This window comes from Roseomonas sp. CCTCC AB2023176 (assembly GCF_042259275.1).
Taxonomy (GTDB): Bacteria; Pseudomonadota; Alphaproteobacteria; order Acetobacterales; family Acetobacteraceae; genus Roseomonas.
In genome coordinates, this window is sequence record NZ_CP170086.1 from 5,021,875 (window position 1) to 5,039,544 (window position 17,670).

19 protein-coding genes are annotated in these 17,670 nt (G+C 71.5%); 9 read left to right on the forward strand and 10 right to left on the reverse strand.

What is annotated here, in order from left to right:
* Positions 1-3: 3 nt before the first annotated feature.
* Both ACE7GA_RS25170 and ACE7GA_RS25175 read right to left on the reverse strand, forming a co-directional pair.
* Entirely contained in the window at positions 4-1,362 is a 1,359-nt protein-coding gene (locus tag ACE7GA_RS25170) for an ABC1 kinase family protein (protein WP_376093246.1), read from the reverse strand.
* The gene (locus ACE7GA_RS25175; RefSeq protein WP_376093249.1) at positions 1,355-3,202 is read right to left on the reverse strand and encodes a M3 family oligoendopeptidase; all 1,848 of its coding nucleotides are present in this window, start codon (positions 3,200-3,202) and stop codon (positions 1,355-1,357) included. The genes ACE7GA_RS25170 and ACE7GA_RS25175 overlap by 8 nt, the downstream gene beginning before the upstream one ends.
* Before the next feature lie 104 nt (positions 3,203-3,306).
* On the opposite strand from ACE7GA_RS25175, the gene ACE7GA_RS25180 reads away from it, so the two are divergent.
* Complete coding sequence (locus tag ACE7GA_RS25180) at positions 3,307-5,031, forward strand: AMP-dependent synthetase/ligase (RefSeq protein ID WP_376093252.1); 1,725 nt, start codon at positions 3,307-3,309, stop codon at positions 5,029-5,031.
* Positions 5,032-5,038: 7 nt separating this feature from the next.
* Here ACE7GA_RS25180 and ACE7GA_RS25185 read toward each other — a convergent pair whose 3' ends face one another.
* From ACE7GA_RS25185 to ACE7GA_RS25200, 4 genes are all read right to left on the reverse strand, one after another.
* Positions 5,039-5,437, reverse strand: a complete 399-nt coding sequence (locus ACE7GA_RS25185) for a DUF4087 domain-containing protein (protein WP_376093255.1) — start codon at positions 5,435-5,437, stop codon at positions 5,039-5,041.
* Positions 5,438-5,503: 66 nt separating this feature from the next.
* Positions 5,504-5,809, reverse strand: coding sequence for a DUF2312 domain-containing protein (locus tag ACE7GA_RS25190; RefSeq protein WP_376093258.1), 306 nt, complete (start codon positions 5,807-5,809; stop codon positions 5,504-5,506).
* An 86-nt stretch (positions 5,810-5,895) separates the two neighbouring features.
* Entirely contained in the window at positions 5,896-6,585 is a 690-nt protein-coding gene (locus ACE7GA_RS25195) for an EI24 domain-containing protein (RefSeq protein WP_376093261.1), read from the reverse strand.
* A 7-nt stretch (positions 6,586-6,592) separates the two neighbouring features.
* Positions 6,593-6,898, reverse strand: coding sequence for a DUF1244 domain-containing protein (locus ACE7GA_RS25200; RefSeq protein ID WP_376093264.1), 306 nt, complete (start codon positions 6,896-6,898; stop codon positions 6,593-6,595).
* Between the two features lie 6 nt (positions 6,899-6,904).
* Here ACE7GA_RS25200 and ACE7GA_RS25205 point away from each other — a divergent pair, with 6 nt between their 5' ends.
* Together ACE7GA_RS25205 and ACE7GA_RS25210 are read left to right on the forward strand one after the other, a co-directional pair.
* On the forward strand, positions 6,905-7,327 hold the full coding sequence (locus tag ACE7GA_RS25205) for a nucleotidyltransferase domain-containing protein (RefSeq protein WP_376093267.1): 423 nt from the start codon (positions 6,905-6,907) through the stop codon (positions 7,325-7,327).
* 57 nt (positions 7,328-7,384) lie between these two features.
* Positions 7,385-7,714 carry a HEPN domain-containing protein gene (locus tag ACE7GA_RS25210; RefSeq protein ID WP_376100522.1) on the forward strand — a complete coding sequence of 110 codons (330 nt, stop codon included), beginning with the start codon at positions 7,385-7,387 and terminating at the stop codon, positions 7,712-7,714.
* On the opposite strand, the gene ACE7GA_RS25215 is transcribed toward ACE7GA_RS25210, so the two are convergent.
* The 3 genes from ACE7GA_RS25215 to ACE7GA_RS25225 all read right to left on the reverse strand — a co-directional run bounded on the left by ACE7GA_RS25215 (position 7,702) and on the right by ACE7GA_RS25225 (position 10,253).
* Positions 7,702-8,568 (reverse strand): tripartite tricarboxylate transporter substrate-binding protein, encoded by an 867-nt coding sequence (locus ACE7GA_RS25215; RefSeq protein ID WP_376093270.1) that lies wholly within the window; start codon positions 8,566-8,568, stop codon positions 7,702-7,704. The two genes, ACE7GA_RS25210 and ACE7GA_RS25215, sit on opposite strands and share 13 nt — an antisense overlap.
* Before the next feature lie 192 nt (positions 8,569-8,760).
* A complete protein-coding gene (locus ACE7GA_RS25220) occupies positions 8,761-9,030 on the reverse strand; it encodes a hypothetical protein (protein ID WP_376093273.1) in 270 nt (89 codons plus the stop codon).
* Between the two features lie 146 nt (positions 9,031-9,176).
* Complete coding sequence (locus ACE7GA_RS25225; RefSeq protein ID WP_376093276.1) at positions 9,177-10,253, reverse strand: tartrate dehydrogenase; 1,077 nt, start codon at positions 10,251-10,253, stop codon at positions 9,177-9,179.
* Positions 10,254-10,382: 129 nt separating this feature from the next.
* Here ACE7GA_RS25225 and ACE7GA_RS25230 point away from each other — a divergent pair, with 129 nt between their 5' ends.
* From ACE7GA_RS25230 to ACE7GA_RS25255, 6 genes are all read left to right on the forward strand, one after another.
* Positions 10,383-10,772 carry a hypothetical protein gene (locus ACE7GA_RS25230; RefSeq protein WP_376093279.1) on the forward strand — a complete coding sequence of 130 codons (390 nt, stop codon included), beginning with the start codon at positions 10,383-10,385 and terminating at the stop codon, positions 10,770-10,772.
* Positions 10,773-10,895: 123 nt separating this feature from the next.
* Complete coding sequence (locus tag ACE7GA_RS25235; RefSeq protein ID WP_376093282.1) at positions 10,896-11,870, forward strand: Bug family tripartite tricarboxylate transporter substrate binding protein; 975 nt, start codon at positions 10,896-10,898, stop codon at positions 11,868-11,870.
* Between the two features lie 49 nt (positions 11,871-11,919).
* Entirely contained in the window at positions 11,920-13,191 is a 1,272-nt protein-coding gene (locus ACE7GA_RS25240) for a glycerate kinase (RefSeq protein ID WP_376093285.1), read from the forward strand.
* Between the two features lie 73 nt (positions 13,192-13,264).
* Entirely contained in the window at positions 13,265-14,386 is a 1,122-nt protein-coding gene (locus ACE7GA_RS25245) for a 2OG-Fe(II) oxygenase (protein ID WP_376093288.1), read from the forward strand.
* 136 nt (positions 14,387-14,522) lie between these two features.
* Positions 14,523-16,169: a pyruvate kinase gene (gene pyk / locus ACE7GA_RS25250; RefSeq protein WP_376093291.1), complete on the forward strand. Its 1,647-nt coding sequence runs from the start codon at positions 14,523-14,525 to the stop codon at positions 16,167-16,169.
* A 17-nt stretch (positions 16,170-16,186) separates the two neighbouring features.
* A complete protein-coding gene (locus ACE7GA_RS25255) occupies positions 16,187-16,558 on the forward strand; it encodes a hypothetical protein (protein WP_376093294.1) in 372 nt (123 codons plus the stop codon).
* 127 nt (positions 16,559-16,685) lie between these two features.
* Here the strand turns inward: ACE7GA_RS25255 and ACE7GA_RS25260 are convergent, their stop codons facing one another.
* Positions 16,686-17,645, reverse strand: a complete 960-nt coding sequence (locus tag ACE7GA_RS25260) for a Bug family tripartite tricarboxylate transporter substrate binding protein (RefSeq protein WP_376093297.1) — start codon at positions 17,643-17,645, stop codon at positions 16,686-16,688.
* Positions 17,646-17,670 lie beyond the last annotated feature (25 nt).

Consider the following 17,670-nt stretch of genomic DNA (forward strand, 5'->3'; position numbering starts at 1 on the left):
GGGTCAGGCGGCGCCGGGCACCCCGGCGTCGCGCAGCGCGGCGGACTGCCGTGCCGCCAGGTCCTCCTCCCGGTAACCCTGCACGAGCTCGTGGTAGAGGTCGTGCCAGTTCACCTCCGCGCGCAGGCGCAGGAAGACGCTGCCGAGGCCGACCGCGGCGCGGTCCATCAGCACGAATTCCCGCGGCGGTCGCACGCCGCCGACGCGCTTGAGGCCGGCATGGACCTCCTCCGCGACCTTGCGGCCGAAGGCCGGGTCGTCGGATTCCTGGATCAGCCGAACGCGGTCCTGCAGCAGCGGCTCGTACAGGAACCGCGCCCAGCGGAGCAGCACTTCCATCAGCTCCCGCGTGATGCCCTTGAAGCCCCAGAGCTCGAAGGAATGGTGTGCCTTGTCCATGTCGCCGTCGCGCACGGCCTCATAGAGCGTCAGGGTTCCGGTGATGAACTTCGGACCGAAGACTCGGATGGCGCCGAAATCCAGCAGGTTGATCCCGCCCTGATCCGGCCGGACCTGGTAGTTGCCGAGATGCGGGTCGCCATGGATGACGCCGTAGCGGTAGAGCGGCACGTACCACGCCATGAACAGGGCGCGGGCATAGGCGTTCCGTTCCTCGAGCGACGGTTCCTCGGACAGGCGCGTCAGGATGGAGCGGCCGTCGAGCCAGGACATCGTCAGCAGGCGCTTCGTCGTAAGCTGATCCACCGGCGTCGGCACGTGCACCGACTGCGTGTCGCGGAGCATCGCGCCGTAAAGACGCATCTGCGACGCCTCTCGCTGGTAGTCCATCTCCTCGCGAAGGCGCTCGGCCAGTTCCTCGTAGATGTCCTCGTGCTGGATCGCCCCGTCCATGCGGGCGTAGAGGTTCATGGCCAGCCGCAGCTGCCGCAGGTCGGCCTCCACGACGCTCGGCATGTCCGGGTATTGCAGCTTGCACGCGACGCGCGTGCCGTCGTGCATCGTCGCACGGTGCACTTGGCCGAGGGAGGCGGCCGCGGCAGCCTCGCGGCCGAACTCCGCGAAGCTCTTTTCCCAGTTCGGGCCGAGTTCCGTGCCCATGCGGCGCCGCACGAAGGCCCACCCCATCGGCGGGGCATTGGCCTGGAGCGACGCGAGCTGCTCCGCATACTCCTCCGGCAGCGCGTTCGGGATCGTCGAGAGGAACTGCGCCACCTTCATCAGCGGGCCCTTCAGCCCCCCGAGGATGGCCTTCAGGTCCTCCGCATGCGCCGACTTGTCCGTCTTGATGCCGAGGAAACGTTCCCCCGCCACGCGCGCGGCGATGCCGCCGACGGCCCCCGACGTGCGGGCCATCCGGCGGATCTCGCCGAACAGCGTGTTGCCACGATCGGCGTCAGCCACCGGTGCGCTCCAGTTCGTCGATGAAGCCCGCGATCACGTCGAGCCCGCGGCGCCAGAACTTCGGATCCGACGCGTTCAGGCCGAACGGCGCGAGCAATTCCTTGTGCCGCAGCGTCCCGCCCGCGCGCAGCAGGTCGAGGTACTTGCGCTGGAAGTCCGGCACCGCCCCGTCCTGGTACACGCCGTAGAGCGCGTTCACGAGGCAATCCCCGAACGCATAGGCGTAGACGTAGAAGGGCGAGTGAATGAAGTGCGGGATATAAGCCCAGTACACGTTGTAGTCCGGCGTGAACTCGAAGGCCGGGCCGAGGCTCTCGGTCTGCACGGACATCCAGATCTCGCCGATGCGCTCCAGCGACAGCTCGCCCTTGCGCCGCTCGTCGTGCAGCATCGTCTCGAAGCGGTAGAAGGCGATCTGTCGGACCACCGTGTTCAGCATGTCCTCCACCTTGCCGGCGAGGAGGACGCGGCGGCGGGCCGGGTCCTTCTCCGCATCCAGCACGGCGCGGAAGGTCAGCATCTCCCCGAACACGGACGCCGTCTCCGCCAGCGTCAGCGGCGTGCCGGACATCAGGTAGCCCTGCTTGGCCGCGAGACGCTGATGGACGCCGTGACCCAGTTCATGCGCCAGCGTCATCACGTCCCGGGCCTTCCCGTGATAGTTCACAAGCAGGTACGGGTGAGCCGACGGCACCGTCGGATGCGCGAAGGCGCCGGAGGCCTTGCCCGGGCGCAGCGCCGCGTCGATCCAGGGCTTCTCGAAGAAGTCGCGCCCGAGCGTCGCCAGGTCCGGCGAGAAGGCGCCATAGGCCGCCAGCACGCGGTCCCGCGCCTCGTTCCAGGCAATGGAGGTATCGGCGTCGTCAGGCAGGGGCGCGTTGCGGTCCCAATGCTGCAGCTTCGGCAGGCCGAGCCACTTCGCCTTCATCGCATAGTACCGGTGCGAAAGGCGCGGGAAGGCCTCGACCACCGCGGCGACGAGGGCGTCCACGACCTCGTCCTCCACCATGTTGGCGCGATTGCGGGAGGAGCCGGGGCGCGGATACTTCCGCCACCCGTCCACGATCTCCTTGTCCTTCGCGAGCGTGTTGGTGATGAGCGCGAAGAGCCGGGCATTGTCGGCGAAGACCTTCGAAACGCCCTGCGCCGCGGCAGCCCGCGTCGCGCGGTCCCGGTCCGACAGCAGGTTCAGCGCGGCGGAGACGGTCAGCGCCTCCTCCTTCCCGTCCCGCGTCACGGGGACGCGCAGGTGCGCGACCGTCTCGTCGAAAAGGCGGTTCCAGGCGGAGCGGCCCGTCACCTCCTTCTCATGCAGCAGTTTCTCCACCTCGTCGCTCAACTGGTGTGGGCGGAAGACGCGGAGGTCGCGCAGCCAGGGACGGTAGCGCGCCAGCGCCGCGCTCTCCGACATCCGGCGGTCCAGCAGGTCGTCCTCGAGCCGGTTCAGCTCGAGCGTGAGGAAGAGCAGGTGGGAGCCGATGCCCGTCACCCTCTCCCCCATCGTCTGGTAGAAGCGGCCGTTCGCAGCATCCTGCGCGTTCCCGCTGAACAGGAGCTGGGCGTAGGACATGACCCGCCCCAGCACCTCCTCGATCCGCTCATAGGTCGCGATGGCCCCCGCTAGGGCATCGCCCGACAGGGTCGCCAGCCTGCCGGCGTAGGAGGCCTCGAAGTCCCGCGCCTCCGCTTCGGCCCGGTCCAGGTCGGCCGCCAGGCGCGGGTCATCCGGGCGGGCGTAGAGGTCGGACAGGTCCCATTCGGGCAGCGCGACGGCGGAGGATGAGCCGGGCCGTTCGGCGTCCCGGACCGGGAAAGCCCGAATGGGGAAAGAAGAGGTCATGCGGGCAGGGCGCCTTGCGGATTGACGTGATCAGCCCCCGATATAAGGCCCGAAGGAGGGCGGCCAAGGCCGCCTGCCACCAGGGACGGGAACGGCGAGGATCGATGGCAAGGGACCCGCACGCGGGCGAGGAGAGCTGGAACTCGCTCCCGCAGATGATGCTGGGCCATGCGGCGCGGCACCCCGATGCCCCCCTTGCCCGGTTCTGGCGGGACGGCGCCTGGCAGCGCATGACCTGGGGCGAGTTCGCGCGCTCCGTCGCCGCGGTCGCCGCGGGGCTACGGGCGGCGGGGGTCTCGCCGGGGGACCGGGTCCTGCTGGTCAGCGAGAACCGGCCGGACTTCCTCATCGCGGACAACGCGGTGATGGCGATCGGGGCCATCACCGTCCCGACCTACGTCACGAACACGCCTTCGGACCACCGTCACGTCCTGCGCGACTCCGGCGCGCGCACCGCCATCGTTTCAACTGCCCGCCTCGCCGCGCGGGTACGGGAAGCGGCGGGCGGGTCCGGCCTCGACCTGATGATCTGCATGGAGGCCTGCGACGGCGCGACGGCCTGGGATACGCTGCTCGCCACCCCCGCCGACCTGTCGGCCCTGATGGCGGAGGTCGGCGAAATCCCGCCCGGCCGACTGGCCTGCCTGATCTACACCTCCGGCACCGGCGGCTCGCCCAAGGGGGTGATGCTGCCCCACCGCGCCCTGCTCGCGAACCGCGCCGGCGTCCTGCCCCTGATCCGGGAGGCAGGCCTGCTCTGGAGCGGGGCCTGCTACCTTTCCTTCCTGCCGCTCTCCCATTCCTACGAGCACACGGTCGGCGGCTTCCTCTTCCCCTCCTACGGGATCGAGATCGTATTCTCCCGCGGCGCCGACCGCATCGCGGCCGAGTTCACCGAGGTCGAGCCGCACGTCGTCACGACCGTGCCGCGCCTGTTCGAGGTGCTGCGCGGCCGCATTCTTGCGGGATTGGAAAAGGCGAAACCCTACCAGCGTGCCCTCTTCGACCGCGCCGTCGCCCTCGGCCTCCGGCGGCTCGACGGGCCCCCGCTCTCGCTGCTGGAGAAGGCGCAGGACTTCGCCCTGGAACGCCTCGTGCGCCGCAAGGTCCGCGCGCGCTTCGGCTCGCGCCTCGCCTTCATGGTCTCGGGCGGGGCAAGGCTGGACCCTGATCTCTCCGGCTTCTTCATGGCGCTCGGGATCACGATCATCCAGGGCTACGGCCAGAGCGAGGCGGGCCCCGTCATCTCCGTCAACCTGCCTTGGGACAACGACCGCCGGACCGTCGGTCGCCCCGTCTTCGGCGTGGAGGCCCGCCTGACCGAGGGCGGGGAACTCGCCGTCCGCGGCGACCTGCTGATGGACGGCTACTGGAACGACGCGGAGGCGACGGCCCGCGCCCTCAAGCCGCTCGCGGCCGAGCCCGATGGCGGCCTCTGGCTCCACACCGGCGACGTCGCGCGCATGGCGGAGGACGGCCGAGTCGCCATCACCGACCGGATGCGCGACTTCATCAAGACCCTCGGCGGCGACATGGTCTCCCCCGCCAAGATCGAGGGCCTTCTGATGGCCGAGCCCGAGATCGCCCAGGCCGTCATCGCGGGCGAGGGCAAGCCGGCCCTCGTCGCCCTCGTCGTGCCGGCGGACGGGGCGGACGCGGAGAAGGCGGTGCAGCGCGTGAACGGAAAACTGTCCGGCATCGAACGCCTGCGGAAGTGGACAGCGGTCGAAGCCTTCACCGTGGAGAACGGGCTGCTGACGCCGACGATGAAGGTCAAGCGCCGCCTCGTGCTGGAACGCCACGCGGCGAAGGTGGCGAGCCTCTACTGAGGCTCCCCTACCCCGGATCCGGACCCAGGCTCCCCTGCTGGGGCCGGGGCAGCGCCGGGTCGGCTTGGCAGCGCGACAGCGGCAGCGGCTCCGCGCGATAGACCCGCGCGACGCGCATCGCCTTGCGGTCCACGTCCATGTCGAGGCAGGCGCAGCCGTAGCCGTGGTTGCCGTTCGTACGGACCCAGCCGCGCGTCGTCATGTCCGGCATGTCCTCCATGCCGGGTGCGCCCTCGTTCCCTTGGGCAGAGAGTATCCAGGTGCCGTCCCGATCGGTCAGCCAATGGTTCCCGGGCGTCGGGTTGACCATCCAGCCGCAGCGGCGCTCCGCCGCCCGCGCGGTGCCCCCGCCCAGGGAGGAGACAACGAGCAGCGCGACGAGCGGGAGCGCCGCGGCGCGCCTCACTCGCTCCCGCCTCACTTGCCGCCGCCTCACTTGCCGCCGCCTCACATGCCCCCTCGAATGCCCCCCTCACATGCCGAGGGCGCGGCGGTAGAGGTCGAGCAGCGTCTCCGCTTCCTCCACCTCGGCCGGCTCCTGCTTCCGGATGCGGATGAGTTGGCGGATGATCTTCACGTCGAAGCCGGCCGACTTGGCTTCCGTGAAGATGTCCTTGATGTCGCCGGCCAGCGCCTTGCGCTCCTCCTCCAGGCGCTCGACGCGCTCGATGATGCTGCGGAGGCGGTCGGCCGCGATCCCGCCGACCTCCGTATCCTCCTCCTTCGCGCGTTCCTTCACGCCGACTTCCGCGCGCTCCCGCGCGACCGCATCCGACATGTCCCCTGATCCCCTCGGAAAAAGGCGGCGGTCTTACCGCGGGGGCGCGGTGCCGGGAAGGACGCGCAGGACACGCCGCGGACTCGTCACGTCACCGGTCCGGTGAGCGGTCCCGCCGGCCCGCGATGCAGCAGGTGCGTCATCGCCGCGGTGCCGTAGACCGGCAGCAGCAGGTTGAGGATCGGCACGAGCGACATGGTGGCAAGCACCGCGCCGATCGCCATGACGGCGGGGTTGCGCGCCCGCCGCAGCGACCGGGCCTGCGCGACCGTCATCCGCCGCTGGGCCACGCCCTCGAAGAGCCCACGCCCCAGGAAGACGGCGGCGACGAACCAGAACAGGACCGCGCCGACCGGCGGCAGCACCAGCGCGACGGGCAGCAGGACGAGGTTCAGCAGCAGGACCTTCGCGCCGAGGCCGATGTTGAACCAGGCCTGGGCGGCGAGCGACGCGCCGCGCGCCGGCGGTAGGCCTGGGTAGTGGCGGCGCTCCACGGCCGCAGCCGTCGCCTCCAGGAAGACGCCCGCGAGCGCGATCGTGACGGGCACGAAGAGCCAATAGGCCGCGACGATCACCGCGAGCCCGCCGAGCGCGCCGAGCGCCGTGGCGAGCCACCCCGTCCCCCCGGCGAGCGACGCCACCCAGGCATCCGCGCCCCAGGTCAGCAGGCCGAAGGCGACCACCGCCGCCCCGAAGCCGCCGAGCAGCGGCCCCACGAAGCCGCGATCGCCGAGCTGGCCGAGCGGGAGCGCGAGGCTCTCCGCGATGCCCTTCAAGCGCGCCTCAGGGCCCGGGGTTCGCCATGGCGAAGGCGGCCTTCTGCTCCGGCGTCGCCTCCTTCTGGTGGCGCGCCTGCCATTCCTTGTACGGCATGCCGTAGATGATCTCCCGCGCCTCGGGGTCTGAAAGCGGCAGGCCCCGCTCCTCCGCCGCGGCGCGGTACCACTTGGACAGGCAGTTCCGGCAGAACCCCGACAGGTTCATCAGGTCGATGTTCTGGACGTCGGTCCGATCCCGAAGGTGGGCGACCAGGCGGCGGAAGGCCGCGGCCTCCAGTTCGGTGCGGGTGGCGTCGGGAATGTCGGTCATGGTGAAATGTCCCTCTCGCCCGCCCATGTAGGCAGCAGGGAAGGGCCGCGCCAGGATGGCGGCACGGCGGAGGCCATGACGGATCAGGGCACGGCACCGGCGGAGACGGCGCATCCCGCGCTGGCGGACCCCGTGCTGCGGCGGTTCGCGCGGGAAGCCCGCGCTTTCTACGGACCACGTCTGGAACGCATCATCCTGTTCGGATCCCGCGCGCGCGGTGACCACGGCCCGCACAGCGACTACGACGTCGCGGTCTTCTTGCACGGCTTCACGAGGCTCTGGCCGGAACTGGAACCCCTGGCCCGGATCACGACGGGCATCCTGCTGGATACCGGTGCGGACGTCTCCGCCAAGCCGTTCCCCGCCGACCAGTACCGGACCTGGAGTCCTTTCATGGACGAGATCCAGCGGGACGGCGTGGACCTTTGATCGAGCCGCTGGATGGCATCGCACGGGCTCGTCACCACGTGAGGACAGGGCGGGCTGCTGGCGAACGGCATCGCCGACGCTGCTGGACGTGAGGCCTATCTCGCCGGTTTCCATGCGGCGTGGGCGTACATCGTCCGTCGGACGGGAGAGGGACCGAAGACACATGCCGGAACACGCACGGAACTCGCGAGGTTGATCCGTGAACTGTCGGAGTTGCCGGCCGAGTTCGGAACCTTCCTCGGGCGCGGTTACGAGTTCAAGATTCACGCCGACTACTTCGGTGGGATAGCGCCCAACCTCGACGACGCCAGGGACGCCCTGGACCTCGCCGACCGCCTCATCCGGGCAGTCGAAGTCCTGCTAACCTCCGACGATCAATCCGCATAGGCATTCGCCTTCTGGATGATCGGCCGCCACCGCGCGACCTCCTCCGCCAGGAAGCGGCGGTGATAGCCGCGGTCCGCCTGTTCGGGCCGCGCGACTTCCGTCACCAGTTCGGCGAAGCGGGCGCGCAGCCGCTCCTCCCGCAGCGCGGCTCGGATGGCGGCGTTCAGGCGCACCTGCACCTCCTCCGGCGTGCCGGCGGGGGCGTAGAGGCCGTGCCACGTGCTCATCTGCACCGTCGGGAAGCCGGCCTCGGCGGTGGTCGGCATGTCCAGCCCCTCCGCGCGGCGGTCGAGCGTCATGCCGAAGACCTTGATCCGCCGGTCGCGGATGTAGGGCACCGTGTTCGTGGCCTGGTCGCACATCATGTCCACCCGGCCCGCGATGATCTCGGTGATCGCCGGCGCTGAGCCACGGAAGACGACTGGCGTCATCTCCGCCCCCGCCGCGTCCTGCATCAGGAGCCCACAGAGGAAGTTCGCGCCGCCGGAATGCGCCAGGTTCAACTGGTCCCCGCGCTCCCGGATCACGCGCATCAGCCCAGCGAGGTCATCTGCCGGAAAGTCGGGCTTCGCGATGATCGTCATCGCCGCGTCGGAGACGAGGCCGAGCGGGGCGAAGGAACGCTCCACGTCGTAAGGCAGGCGGCGATAGATCGTGGCGTGGGTCGCCATGGCGATGTGGTGCATCAGCAGCGTGTGCCCGTCCGGCCGCGCCGTCGCGACGCGCGCCGCGCCGAGCGTGCCGCCGGCGCCCGTCACGTTCTCGCAGACCACGGCAACGCCGAGGTCCTTCCCCATGCCCTCCGCCACCAGCCGGGCCACCACATCCGTCGGGCCGCCCGCGGCATAGGGCACGACGACGGTGACGGTGCGGGAGGGAAAGCCCCCTGCGCCCGCACTGCGGGGGCCGCGAGGGCAAGCGGCGCGGCCAGGAGCACGCGACGGGTGGTCTGGGGCACGGTCGTTCCTCCGGGACGCGTTTTCCGCATCCTGGCGCGGTTCAGGCCGGCGCGACAGCGGGAATGGGGGCTCCCTCCCGGCGGCCGGTCAGACCGGGAAGTCGGCCCGGCGCGCGATCGCCGCGATAGTCGGGTAGGTCAGGGTCGCCGGCCAGCCGTCCTGCGGTGTCCAATCGATGAAGACGTTGGGGCGCGACGTGACGGGAAGGGCCATGGCCACCCGCACCGCCTTGCACAGGCTCGGGTAGACCCGGATCCCGACGCGCTGGAGCGTCTCGTCCGACTGCTCCGCACTGGCAGGCGCGACGAGGCGGACAGGCACGTCGTAGGTCAACGGCGCGGTCAGCGGATCGGACATGAGCGGGGTTTACGACCGCCGCCGGGGCGCTTCAATCTGGATGCACGGTCGGCCAACCGGGTGGGCCAATCGGGTGCGCCGACAGGCGGTGCCGGTGACGGCCCCTGTCCGCGCCCGCACTACGTCGCCGCCCCGTACGCCCCGCGTCAGGCCGCGTTCACGCCCCGGATCGCATCGATCACGGCTTGTGTCACGTCCTCCGTCGTCGCCGTGCCGCCCAGGTCTGCCGTCAGCACCCCGTCCGCGCAGACCCGCTCCACCGCCGCCATCAGCGCCGCGGCCGCCCTCCCCTCCCCCAGGTGCTCCAGCATCATCGCGCCGGTCCAGAAAGTCGCAACGGGGTTGGCCACGCCCTTCCCCTCGATGTCGAAGGCCGAGCCGTGGATCGGCTCGAACATCGATGGCGCCCGGCGTTCCGGATCGAGGTTCGCCGTCGGCGCGACGCCGAGAGACCCCGCGACCGCCCCCGCGAGGTCCGACAGGATGTCCGCATGCAGGTTCGTCGCGACGACCGTGTCCACCGAGGCCGGGCGGCGGATCATCCGCGCGGCCATGGCGTCCACCAGTTCCTTCTCCCAGGTCACCTCGGGGAAGTCGCGCGCGACCTCTGCCGCGATCTCGTCCCACAGCACCATCCCATGGCGCTGCGCGTTGGACTTGGTCACGACGGTCAGCAACTTCCTCGGCCGGGACTGCGCGATCCGGAAGGCCACGCGCATGATCCGCGCGACGCCCGCACGCGTGAAGATCGCGACCTCCGTCGCGACCTCCTCAGGGTGCCCGCGGTGGGCGCGGCCGCCATGGCCGGCGTACTCGCCCTCTGAATTCTCGCGGACGATGACCCAGTCGATGTCGCCCGGCTCCACCCCGCGCAGCGGCGAAGTCAGTCCGGGCAGGACGCGCGTCGGTCGGATATTCGCGTACTGGTCGAAGCCCTGGCAGATCCGGAGCCGCAGGCCCCAGAGGGTGATGTCATCCGGCAGGTCCTTGTCGCCGACTGCGCCGAAGTAGATCGCATCGAAGCCGCGCAGCATCTCCAGCCCCTCCTCCGGCATCATTCGCCCGGTCTGCCGGTAGAAGTCGCTACCCCAGGGCAGGGTCTCGATCTCAAATGCGAAGCCGCCGTCGCGCTCGGCCAGCGCCTGCAGCACGCGCAGGCCGGCGGGGATGACCTCCTTCCCGATTCCGTCGGCAGGGATGGCGGCGATTCGGTGACGGCGCATGCGGGTCCTCCTGCCCCGCGTGGTCGGGCAGTGGCGGCGGGGCGTCAACCTATCGCCGGGATCGGCAGGACGGATTGGAAGGAACCCGGGGCGCCTGCGCACACTCCCCGCACCACGCAGGAGGTTCCGATGTTCCGTCGCATCTCAGCAGCCACCGCCTTGGCCATCCTCATCGCCGGCCCCGCCCTCGCCCGCGGTGGCACGCCGACGGAGCGGGACTGCGTCGACGCCGGCTTCTTCGAGATCGTCTCGGTCTCCTCCAGCCTCCAGGCGCGCACGCCGAACGGCGCGGGCGGCGGCTTCCTCTACACCGCGACGATCCGGACGCGCGACGTGAGCCCGCGCGGCTTCCGTGTCGTGTTCTCCGCCCCGGGCGCGACGAGCACGACGAGCGCCGTGGGCTACTCGCTCGCCAATGATGCACGGATGGACGTGCGGCTCGGCTGGACGCCGGCCGGGGCGGCGCGGCTGACCGACGATCAGATCCGCCAATACACTTCGGTGCGCTGCCTGGCCTGACCGTCCTGCCGCCGCAGGGTGCCGTCACGGGGTGCTGTTACGGCGTGCTGTCACGGGGCACGGCGGCCCGCTAGACCTGCCGCAGCGCCGCCCGCGAGAATGGCGCCGAAGGAGGAACAGGCCATGGCGATCCAACGCCGCACCATCATCGCGGCCGGGCTGGCGGCTCCTGCCATCGCCCGCGCCCAGTCCGGCGAGTGGCCCAGCCGCCCCGTACGGCTGATCGTCCCCTTCGGCCCGGGCGGCGCCATCGACACCCTCTCCCGCTTCATCGCCCAGCGCTTCGCCGCGGCGACGAACGGCGGCAGCCTCGTCGTCGAGAACCGGGCCGGCGGCGGCGGCACGATCGGCGCGACGGCGGCGGCGCAGGCCCGGCCGGACGGCTACACGCTGCTGATGGGCGACATGGGCGCCAATGTCCTCGCGGGCGAACTTGTCCGCGGCGTCGGCTACGACCCGCTGCGGGCCTTCACGCCGGTCATCCACCTCGTGAACCTGCCGATCGTCGTGCTCGCGAAGCGCGACGCGCCCTACTCCGACCTTGCGGGCATGATCGCCGCGGCCAAGGTCCGGCCGGAAGCGGTGATCGCCGCGCATCCCGGCGCGGGACACCCGAGCCACCTGACGACCGAGCTCCTCCAGCGCCGCGCCGGCGTGCGCTTCCTCCACACGCCCTACCGGTCCGGCGCGGAACTCATGCAGGCCATCGTGAAGGGCGAGGGCGACATCGGCGCGCCCACCGTCTCGAGCGGCGCGCCCTTCATTCGGGAAGGCCAGGCCAAGGCGCTCGCCGTCGCCTCGGCCCGGCCGGTCGAGGTGTTGCCCGGGGTCCCGACCGTCGCCGCGACCTTCGATGGCTTCGACGTCTCGGTCTGGCACGGCATCCTGGCCCCGGCCGGCCTGCCCACGGAACTCACGACGCGGATCAACGACGTCTTCGGCCGGATGCTCGCCGACGGGGAGCTGCAGACCAACCTCAAGCGCGCCCAGGCCGCAGAGATCGTCGGCGGCACGCCCGAGGCCTTCCGCGCCTTCATCGAGCGCCAGGTCGGCCTCTGGGTCCCCGTGGTCCGCGAAGCGGGAATCCGGGCGGAGTAACCCGCCCTGCCCGGGTTGCGGCGTTCGCGTCGGCGGCGATGATCGCCGCATGACCGACGCCGAAGCCCGCCGAATCCTCCGCCGCCTCTTCGACGCGGCGGTGGCCTCGGCCGATCCGCGCGTCGTGCTGGCGCGCCACCTGCCGGAGAAGCCCCGGGGCCGCGTCGTCGTCGTCGGCGCCGGTAAGTCGGCCGCCGTCATGGCCGCCGCAGTCGAGGCAGCCTGGCCCGAGGTCCCGCTCACCGGCCTCGTCGTCACCCGCTACGGCCACGGCCACCCGACTGCCCGTATCGAGGTCGTCGAGGCCTCCCACCCCGTCCCCGACGCGGCGGGGGAAGCGGCGGCGCGTCGCAACCTCGACCTCGTGCAGGGCCTTACGGAGGACGACCTCGTCCTCGCCCTCATCTCCGGCGGCGGCTCCGCGCTGATGGCCCTCGCCGCGCCGGGCCTGACGCTCGCCGACAAGCAGGCCGTCAACCGCGCCCTGCTCGCGTGCGGCGCCACGATCGGGGAGATGAACTGCGTCCGCCGCCACCTCTCCGCGGTGAAGGGCGGGCGGCTCGCGGCGGCCGCGCATCCGGCGCGGGTCGTCACCCTCGCGATCTCCGACGTGCCGGGCGACGACCCCGCCGTCATCGCCTCCGGCCCGACGGTCCCTGATCCCACGACCTTCGCCGACGCCCGAGCCATCATCGCGCGCTACGCCATCGCCCTGCCCGACGCAGTCCGCGCCCATCTCGACCGCGCCGAGGCGGAGACGCCCAAGCCCGGCGACCAGCGCCTGGCCCGGTCCGAATACCGCCTGATCGCGACACCCCGCATGGCGCTGGAAGCCGCCGCCGCCGCGGCGCGCCAGGAAGGCCTGACTCCGCTCATCCTCGGCGACGCCCTCGAAGGAGAGGCGCGGGAGGTCGGGACGGTCCTCGCGGGCATCGCGCGCTCGGTCGCCGCTCACGGGCTTCCGCTCGCGGCCCCCGCCGTCCTGCTCTCCGGCGGGGAGACGACGGTGACGCTGGGATCGGCGAAGGGCGCCGGCGGACGCTGCGGGGAATGCCTGCTGGGGACGGCGGTTGCCCTCGCCGGCCATCCCGGCATCTGGGCGCTGATGGGCGATACCGACGGCATCGACGGGTCGGAGGACAATGCCGGCGCCATCGCCGCCCCCGACACCCTCGCGCGCTCCGCCGCCGCAGGGGTGGACCCGCGGATGGCCCTGGCGACGCACCGCAGCCACGACGTCTTCTCGGCGGTCGGCGACCTCGTCGTCACAGGGCCCACCCTGACCAACGTGAACGACTTCCGCGCCATCCTCATCGCCTGACCCGCGGCGGCCCGGTTGCGCTTGCCCCAGCGATCCGCCGCGGTAACGTCCGCGCGAGATCCCGGGAAACGCCATGTCCGTCACGACCGAAGCCCGACCCCGCTACGTCGAACTCCTGCCCGGCGACCCCGCCCCCTGGTTCAGGCAGCGCTCCACTTCCAACCCACGCTACGTCTTCGACACCGCGGCCGGCCGCCACGTCGTCCTCCTCTTCTTCGGATCGGCGCGGGACGAGGCGGGACAGGCCGCGCTGGACGCCGTCACGGCCGCCCGGTCCCGCTTCGACGACCAGCATGCCGCCTTCTTCGGCGTCAGCCTCGACCCGGGGGACGAGGCGGAGGGCCGGGTCCGCGAGAGCCTGCCGGGCATCCGGCATTTCTGGGACTTCGACGGGACGGTCAGCCGCCTCTACGGTGCGGTTCCGGCCGGGGATGAACCCGTCGGCACTCACCCGGCGCGCCGCTTCTGGGTCGTGCTCGACGCCGCGCTGCGCGTGAAGCGCGTCTTCGCGCTGCGCGACCACGAGGCGGTCTTCGCCTATCTCGACACCCTGGCCGCCCCCGGCACCTTCGGGGGCGAGGAGGTGATGGCGCCGGTCCTGCTGATCCCCGACGTCTTCGAGCCCGCCTTCTGCCGCCGGCTCATCGAGGCCTACGACGCCGCGGGCGGCGAACTCAGCGGCTTCATGCGTGAGGTGGACGGCAAGACCGTCGGCGTGCACGACCGCGCCCACAAGGTCCGACGCGACCACCTGATCGAGGACCAGAACCTCATCCAGCAGACCCAGGCCCGCATCCGCCGGCGCATCGTCCCGGAGATCCTGAAGGTCCACCAGTTCAGGGCCACGCGGATGGAGCGCTACCTCGTCGGCTGCTACTCGGCCGACGATGGCGGGCATTTCCGCGCGCACCGCGACAACACGACGCCCGGCACCGCGCACCGGCGCTTCGCCGTCTCCATCAACCTGAACGGGGATTTCGAGGGCGGCGAGGTGTCGTTCCCCGAATACGGCCCGCGGTCCTTCAAACCGCCGCCGGGCGGTGCCGTGGTCTTCTCCTGCTCCCTTCTGCACGCGGTGTCCCGCGTGACCTCCGGGCGGCGCTATGCCTTCCTGCCGTTCCTCTACGACGATGCCGCGGCCAAGGTGCGGGAGCAGAACGCGACGTCGCTGGCCGGAAGCAGCTACAAGTCCTGACGGGGCGGGTTACGGCGTGCGCCTCGTGAGGCGCGGTTGGGAGTGACCCACCGGTCCGGCGGCTTGGCCGATGCGCTTACCAAATGTAAGGAAATTGCGGCTCGCGCAGCGACCTTACGGCGCCTAACTTACGGCGATGCGCGACAAAGCCCTTGAAGACCTCCTCGCACGCCGCGGCGCGGTCACGAAGATCGCGACGGCCCTCGGCATTTCCACCGCCGCCGTGTCGCAGTGGAAACGTGTCCCGCCCGAGCGGGTGGAGGAGGTGGCGCGGCTGATGGAGGTCCCGGCCGACAGCCTGCGGGATCCCCTCCCGGCCGCTCGCCCCGCCGCCGCCGCGTTGAGGCCCGCCGGGAACCGCCTCCCTATCCGCCGCCGGCGCCGGACGAAGATCGTCGCGACCCTCGGACCGGCTTCCACCTCGCCTGAGGTGATCGAGCGGCTGTTCCGCGCCGGCGCCGATGTGTTCCGCCTGAACTTCTCCCACGGCAGCCACGAGGACCACGCGGCGCGGATCGCGACGATCCGGGAGCTGGAACGCAAGACCGGACGGCCCATCGGCATCCTCGCCGACGTGCAGGGGCCGAAGCTGCGCGTCGGGAAGTTCTCCGGCGGGCGGGTCCAGTTGCAGACGGGGCAGCCGTTCCGACTCGATCTCTCGCCCGTGCCGGGCGACGTGCGCCGCGTGCAGTTGCCGCATCCCGAGATCATTGCGGCCGCGCGCATCGGCACGACGCTGCTGCTGGATGACGGGAAGCTGCGCCTTGGCGTCACCCGCGTGCGCGACGACCACCTGGAGACCGAGGTGCTGGTCGGCGGCCCCCTTTCCGACCGCAAGGGCGTGAACGTCCCCGACGTCGTCCTGCCCATCCCCGCGCTGACCGAGAAGGACCGCGCCGACCTCGCCTTCGTGCTGGAACAGGGCGTCGAGTTCATCGGCCTGTCCTTCGTCCAGCGTCCCGAGGACGTGGCGGAAGCGAAGGAGATCGCCGCGGGCCGCGCCTGGGTGCTGGTGAAGATGGAGAAGCCGCAGGCCGTCGAGAACCTTGACGCCATCCTGGACCTCGCCGACGCGGTGATGGTCGCCCGTGGCGACCTCGGCGTGGAATGCCCGCCGGAGGAGGTGCCGCTAATCCAGAAGCGGATCGTCCGGGCATCCCGCGCACGCGGCCTGCCGGTGATCGTGGCGACCCAGATGCTGGAGAGCATGATCAGCGCCCCGACCCCGACCCGCGCCGAGGCGTCGGACGTCGCGACCGCCGTCTTCGACGGGGCGGATGCCGTCATGCTCTCGGCCGAGACCGCAGCGGGGCAGTACCCGTTCGAGGCGGTGAACATGATGGACCGCATCGTCGCCCGCACCGAATCCGACCCGGGCTGGCGGGCCATCACGGACTCGAACCGCCCGGAGCCGCGACACACCTCCTCCGACGCTATCGCAGCCGCGGCGCGCCAGGTCGCCGCGACGATCGAGGCGGAGGCCATCGCGACCTTCACCTCGACCGGCTCCACCACGCTGCGCGTCGCGCGGGAACGGCCCGCGGCGCCGATCCTCGGCCTCACCGCGTCGGAGGCGACGGCGCGACGGCTCGCGCTGGTGTGGGGCGTGCACCCCTTGGCGAGCCGCGAGCCCTCCTCCATGACGGACATGGTGGCGAAGGGCGTGCGCGCCGCGGCGACCGAGGGCTTCGCGGTGACCGGCGACGAGGTCGTCGTGGTCGCCGGCGTGCCGTTCGGGACGCCCGGGACGACGAACGCCCTCCGCGTCGCGATCGTGGATTGAGATACGGGGTGACGGGCATGCGGCAGGCGTTTCGCGCGGGCGTCCTGGGCGCCCTCCTGGCCTTCGGGTCGCTCGCGGCCCCGGCCTGGGCGCAGCGCGCCGGCCTCTACGACGTCACCGGCACGAACCCCGACGGCACGCCCTATTCGGGCGTGCTGCAACTGGCGCCGGCCGGGCTCGCGGCCTGGCAGATCGCCTGGAACATCGAGGGCAACCGCTTCGCCGGCTACGGAATGTCCGCCGGCAACACCTTCGCCGCCGGCTTCACGCTGGGCCAGCGGCCGGGCCTCGGCATCTACACGGTCAGCGAGGATGGGGTGCTGACAGGCCAATGGACCCTCATCGGCTCCAGCGCGATCGGGACGGAGACGCTCACGCCGCGCAATTGAGGCCGGTCCCGCGCGATCCTCGTCGCTGCGCGGGCTTGCGCGGGCAGCCGCGGCAGGCGGCGCCGCCCCTGTCCCGCGACGACTGTTGCAACCGCCCGCACGGAGCCGAAGCCGGGGCGGACGCTCCTCAATCCGCCGTCGCGCCGGATGCGCGTACGGCGTCCGCCCAGGTCGCGACCTCGCGGCGCAGGTAGCCGGCGAAGGCCGGCCGGTCCATCGGGGCGGTCACGAAGCCCAGGGCATCGAGACGCGCCTTCATCTCCGGCGAGGCGAGGGCGCGGTTGATCTCGGCGTTCATTCGGTCGGAGACCGGCGGTGGCGTGCCGGGTGGCGCGAAGACGGCGAACCACGTCAGGGCCTCGAAGCCGGGATATCCAGATTCCGCGACGGTCGGCACCTCCGGCAGCGCAGGGTCGCGGGCAGCGGAGGTGACGGCGACGGCGCGCAGCCGCCCCTCCCGGATCAATGGCAGGGCGGGGGGCAGGGAGGTGCTGGCGATCGGCACCTGCCCGCCAGCCACCGCGGTGATGGCCTGGGCCGGGCCGAAGGGCACGTGCTGCACGTCGGCGCCCGCACGCGTCCGCAGAAGGACCTCCATCCCCAGATGCGTCGTCGTGCCAGTGCCGGAGGACCCGTAGTCCAGCGGCCGCGACCGCGCGGCGGAGAGGAGTTCCGCCAGGGTCCGAACCGGCAGGTGCTCCGGGTTGACGGTGATCACGTTCGGCGTGCTCGCCAGCAGCGCGACCGGTTCCAGGTCCGCCGCCTCGTAGCCCGCGTTGCGGTATAGGCCGGGGTTGACGGCATAGGCGACGGAATGGGCGAGGAAGGCGGTCCCGTCCGGCGGTGCGCGGCGCACGGCGACCGTCGCGATGTTGCCGCCGGCGCCGGGGCGGTTCTCCACGACGACGGGCTGGCCCAGGGCTGCCGTCAACGGGACCGCGAGGGCGCGGCAGAGCACGTCGGTCGCGGCCCCCGGCGGAAAGGCGACGAGGATGCGGATGGGGCGGTCCGGCCAGTCCGCACGTGCGAGGCGTGGGAGGACCGCCACGAAGGGAAGCGAAAAGAAGACGCGGCGTGCGACGGTCATGGCGCTTTCCTCCGTGGCCGGCTCT

What these genes read in the sequence shown, in the direction of transcription:
- ACE7GA_RS25175 (WP_376093249.1), bottom strand. Translation starts at nt 3,202, where the DNA reads ATGACCTCTTCTTTCCCCATTCGGGCTTTCCCGGTCCGGGACGCCGAA.
- ACE7GA_RS25180 (WP_376093252.1), top strand. Translation starts at nt 3,307, where the DNA reads ATGGCAAGGGACCCGCACGCGGGCGAGGAGAGCTGGAACTCGCTCCCG.
- ACE7GA_RS25190 (WP_376093258.1), bottom strand. Translation starts at nt 5,809, where the DNA reads ATGTCGGATGCGGTCGCGCGGGAGCGCGCGGAAGTCGGCGTGAAGGAA.
- ACE7GA_RS25200 (WP_376093264.1), bottom strand. Translation starts at nt 6,898, where the DNA reads ATGACCGACATTCCCGACGCCACCCGCACCGAACTGGAGGCCGCGGCC.
- ACE7GA_RS25205 (WP_376093267.1), top strand. Translation starts at nt 6,905, where the DNA reads ATGTCCCTCTCGCCCGCCCATGTAGGCAGCAGGGAAGGGCCGCGCCAG.
- ACE7GA_RS25220 (WP_376093273.1), bottom strand. Translation starts at nt 9,030, where the DNA reads ATGTCCGATCCGCTGACCGCGCCGTTGACCTACGACGTGCCTGTCCGC.
- ACE7GA_RS25225 (WP_376093276.1), bottom strand. Translation starts at nt 10,253, where the DNA reads ATGCGCCGTCACCGAATCGCCGCCATCCCTGCCGACGGAATCGGGAAG.
- ACE7GA_RS25230 (WP_376093279.1), top strand. Translation starts at nt 10,383, where the DNA reads ATGTTCCGTCGCATCTCAGCAGCCACCGCCTTGGCCATCCTCATCGCC.
- ACE7GA_RS25235 (WP_376093282.1), top strand. Translation starts at nt 10,896, where the DNA reads ATGGCGATCCAACGCCGCACCATCATCGCGGCCGGGCTGGCGGCTCCT.
- ACE7GA_RS25240 (WP_376093285.1), top strand. Translation starts at nt 11,920, where the DNA reads ATGACCGACGCCGAAGCCCGCCGAATCCTCCGCCGCCTCTTCGACGCG.
- ACE7GA_RS25245 (WP_376093288.1), top strand. Translation starts at nt 13,265, where the DNA reads ATGTCCGTCACGACCGAAGCCCGACCCCGCTACGTCGAACTCCTGCCC.
- pyk (WP_376093291.1), top strand. Translation starts at nt 14,523, where the DNA reads ATGCGCGACAAAGCCCTTGAAGACCTCCTCGCACGCCGCGGCGCGGTC.
- ACE7GA_RS25255 (WP_376093294.1), top strand. Translation starts at nt 16,187, where the DNA reads ATGCGGCAGGCGTTTCGCGCGGGCGTCCTGGGCGCCCTCCTGGCCTTC.
- ACE7GA_RS25260 (WP_376093297.1), bottom strand. Translation starts at nt 17,645, where the DNA reads ATGACCGTCGCACGCCGCGTCTTCTTTTCGCTTCCCTTCGTGGCGGTC.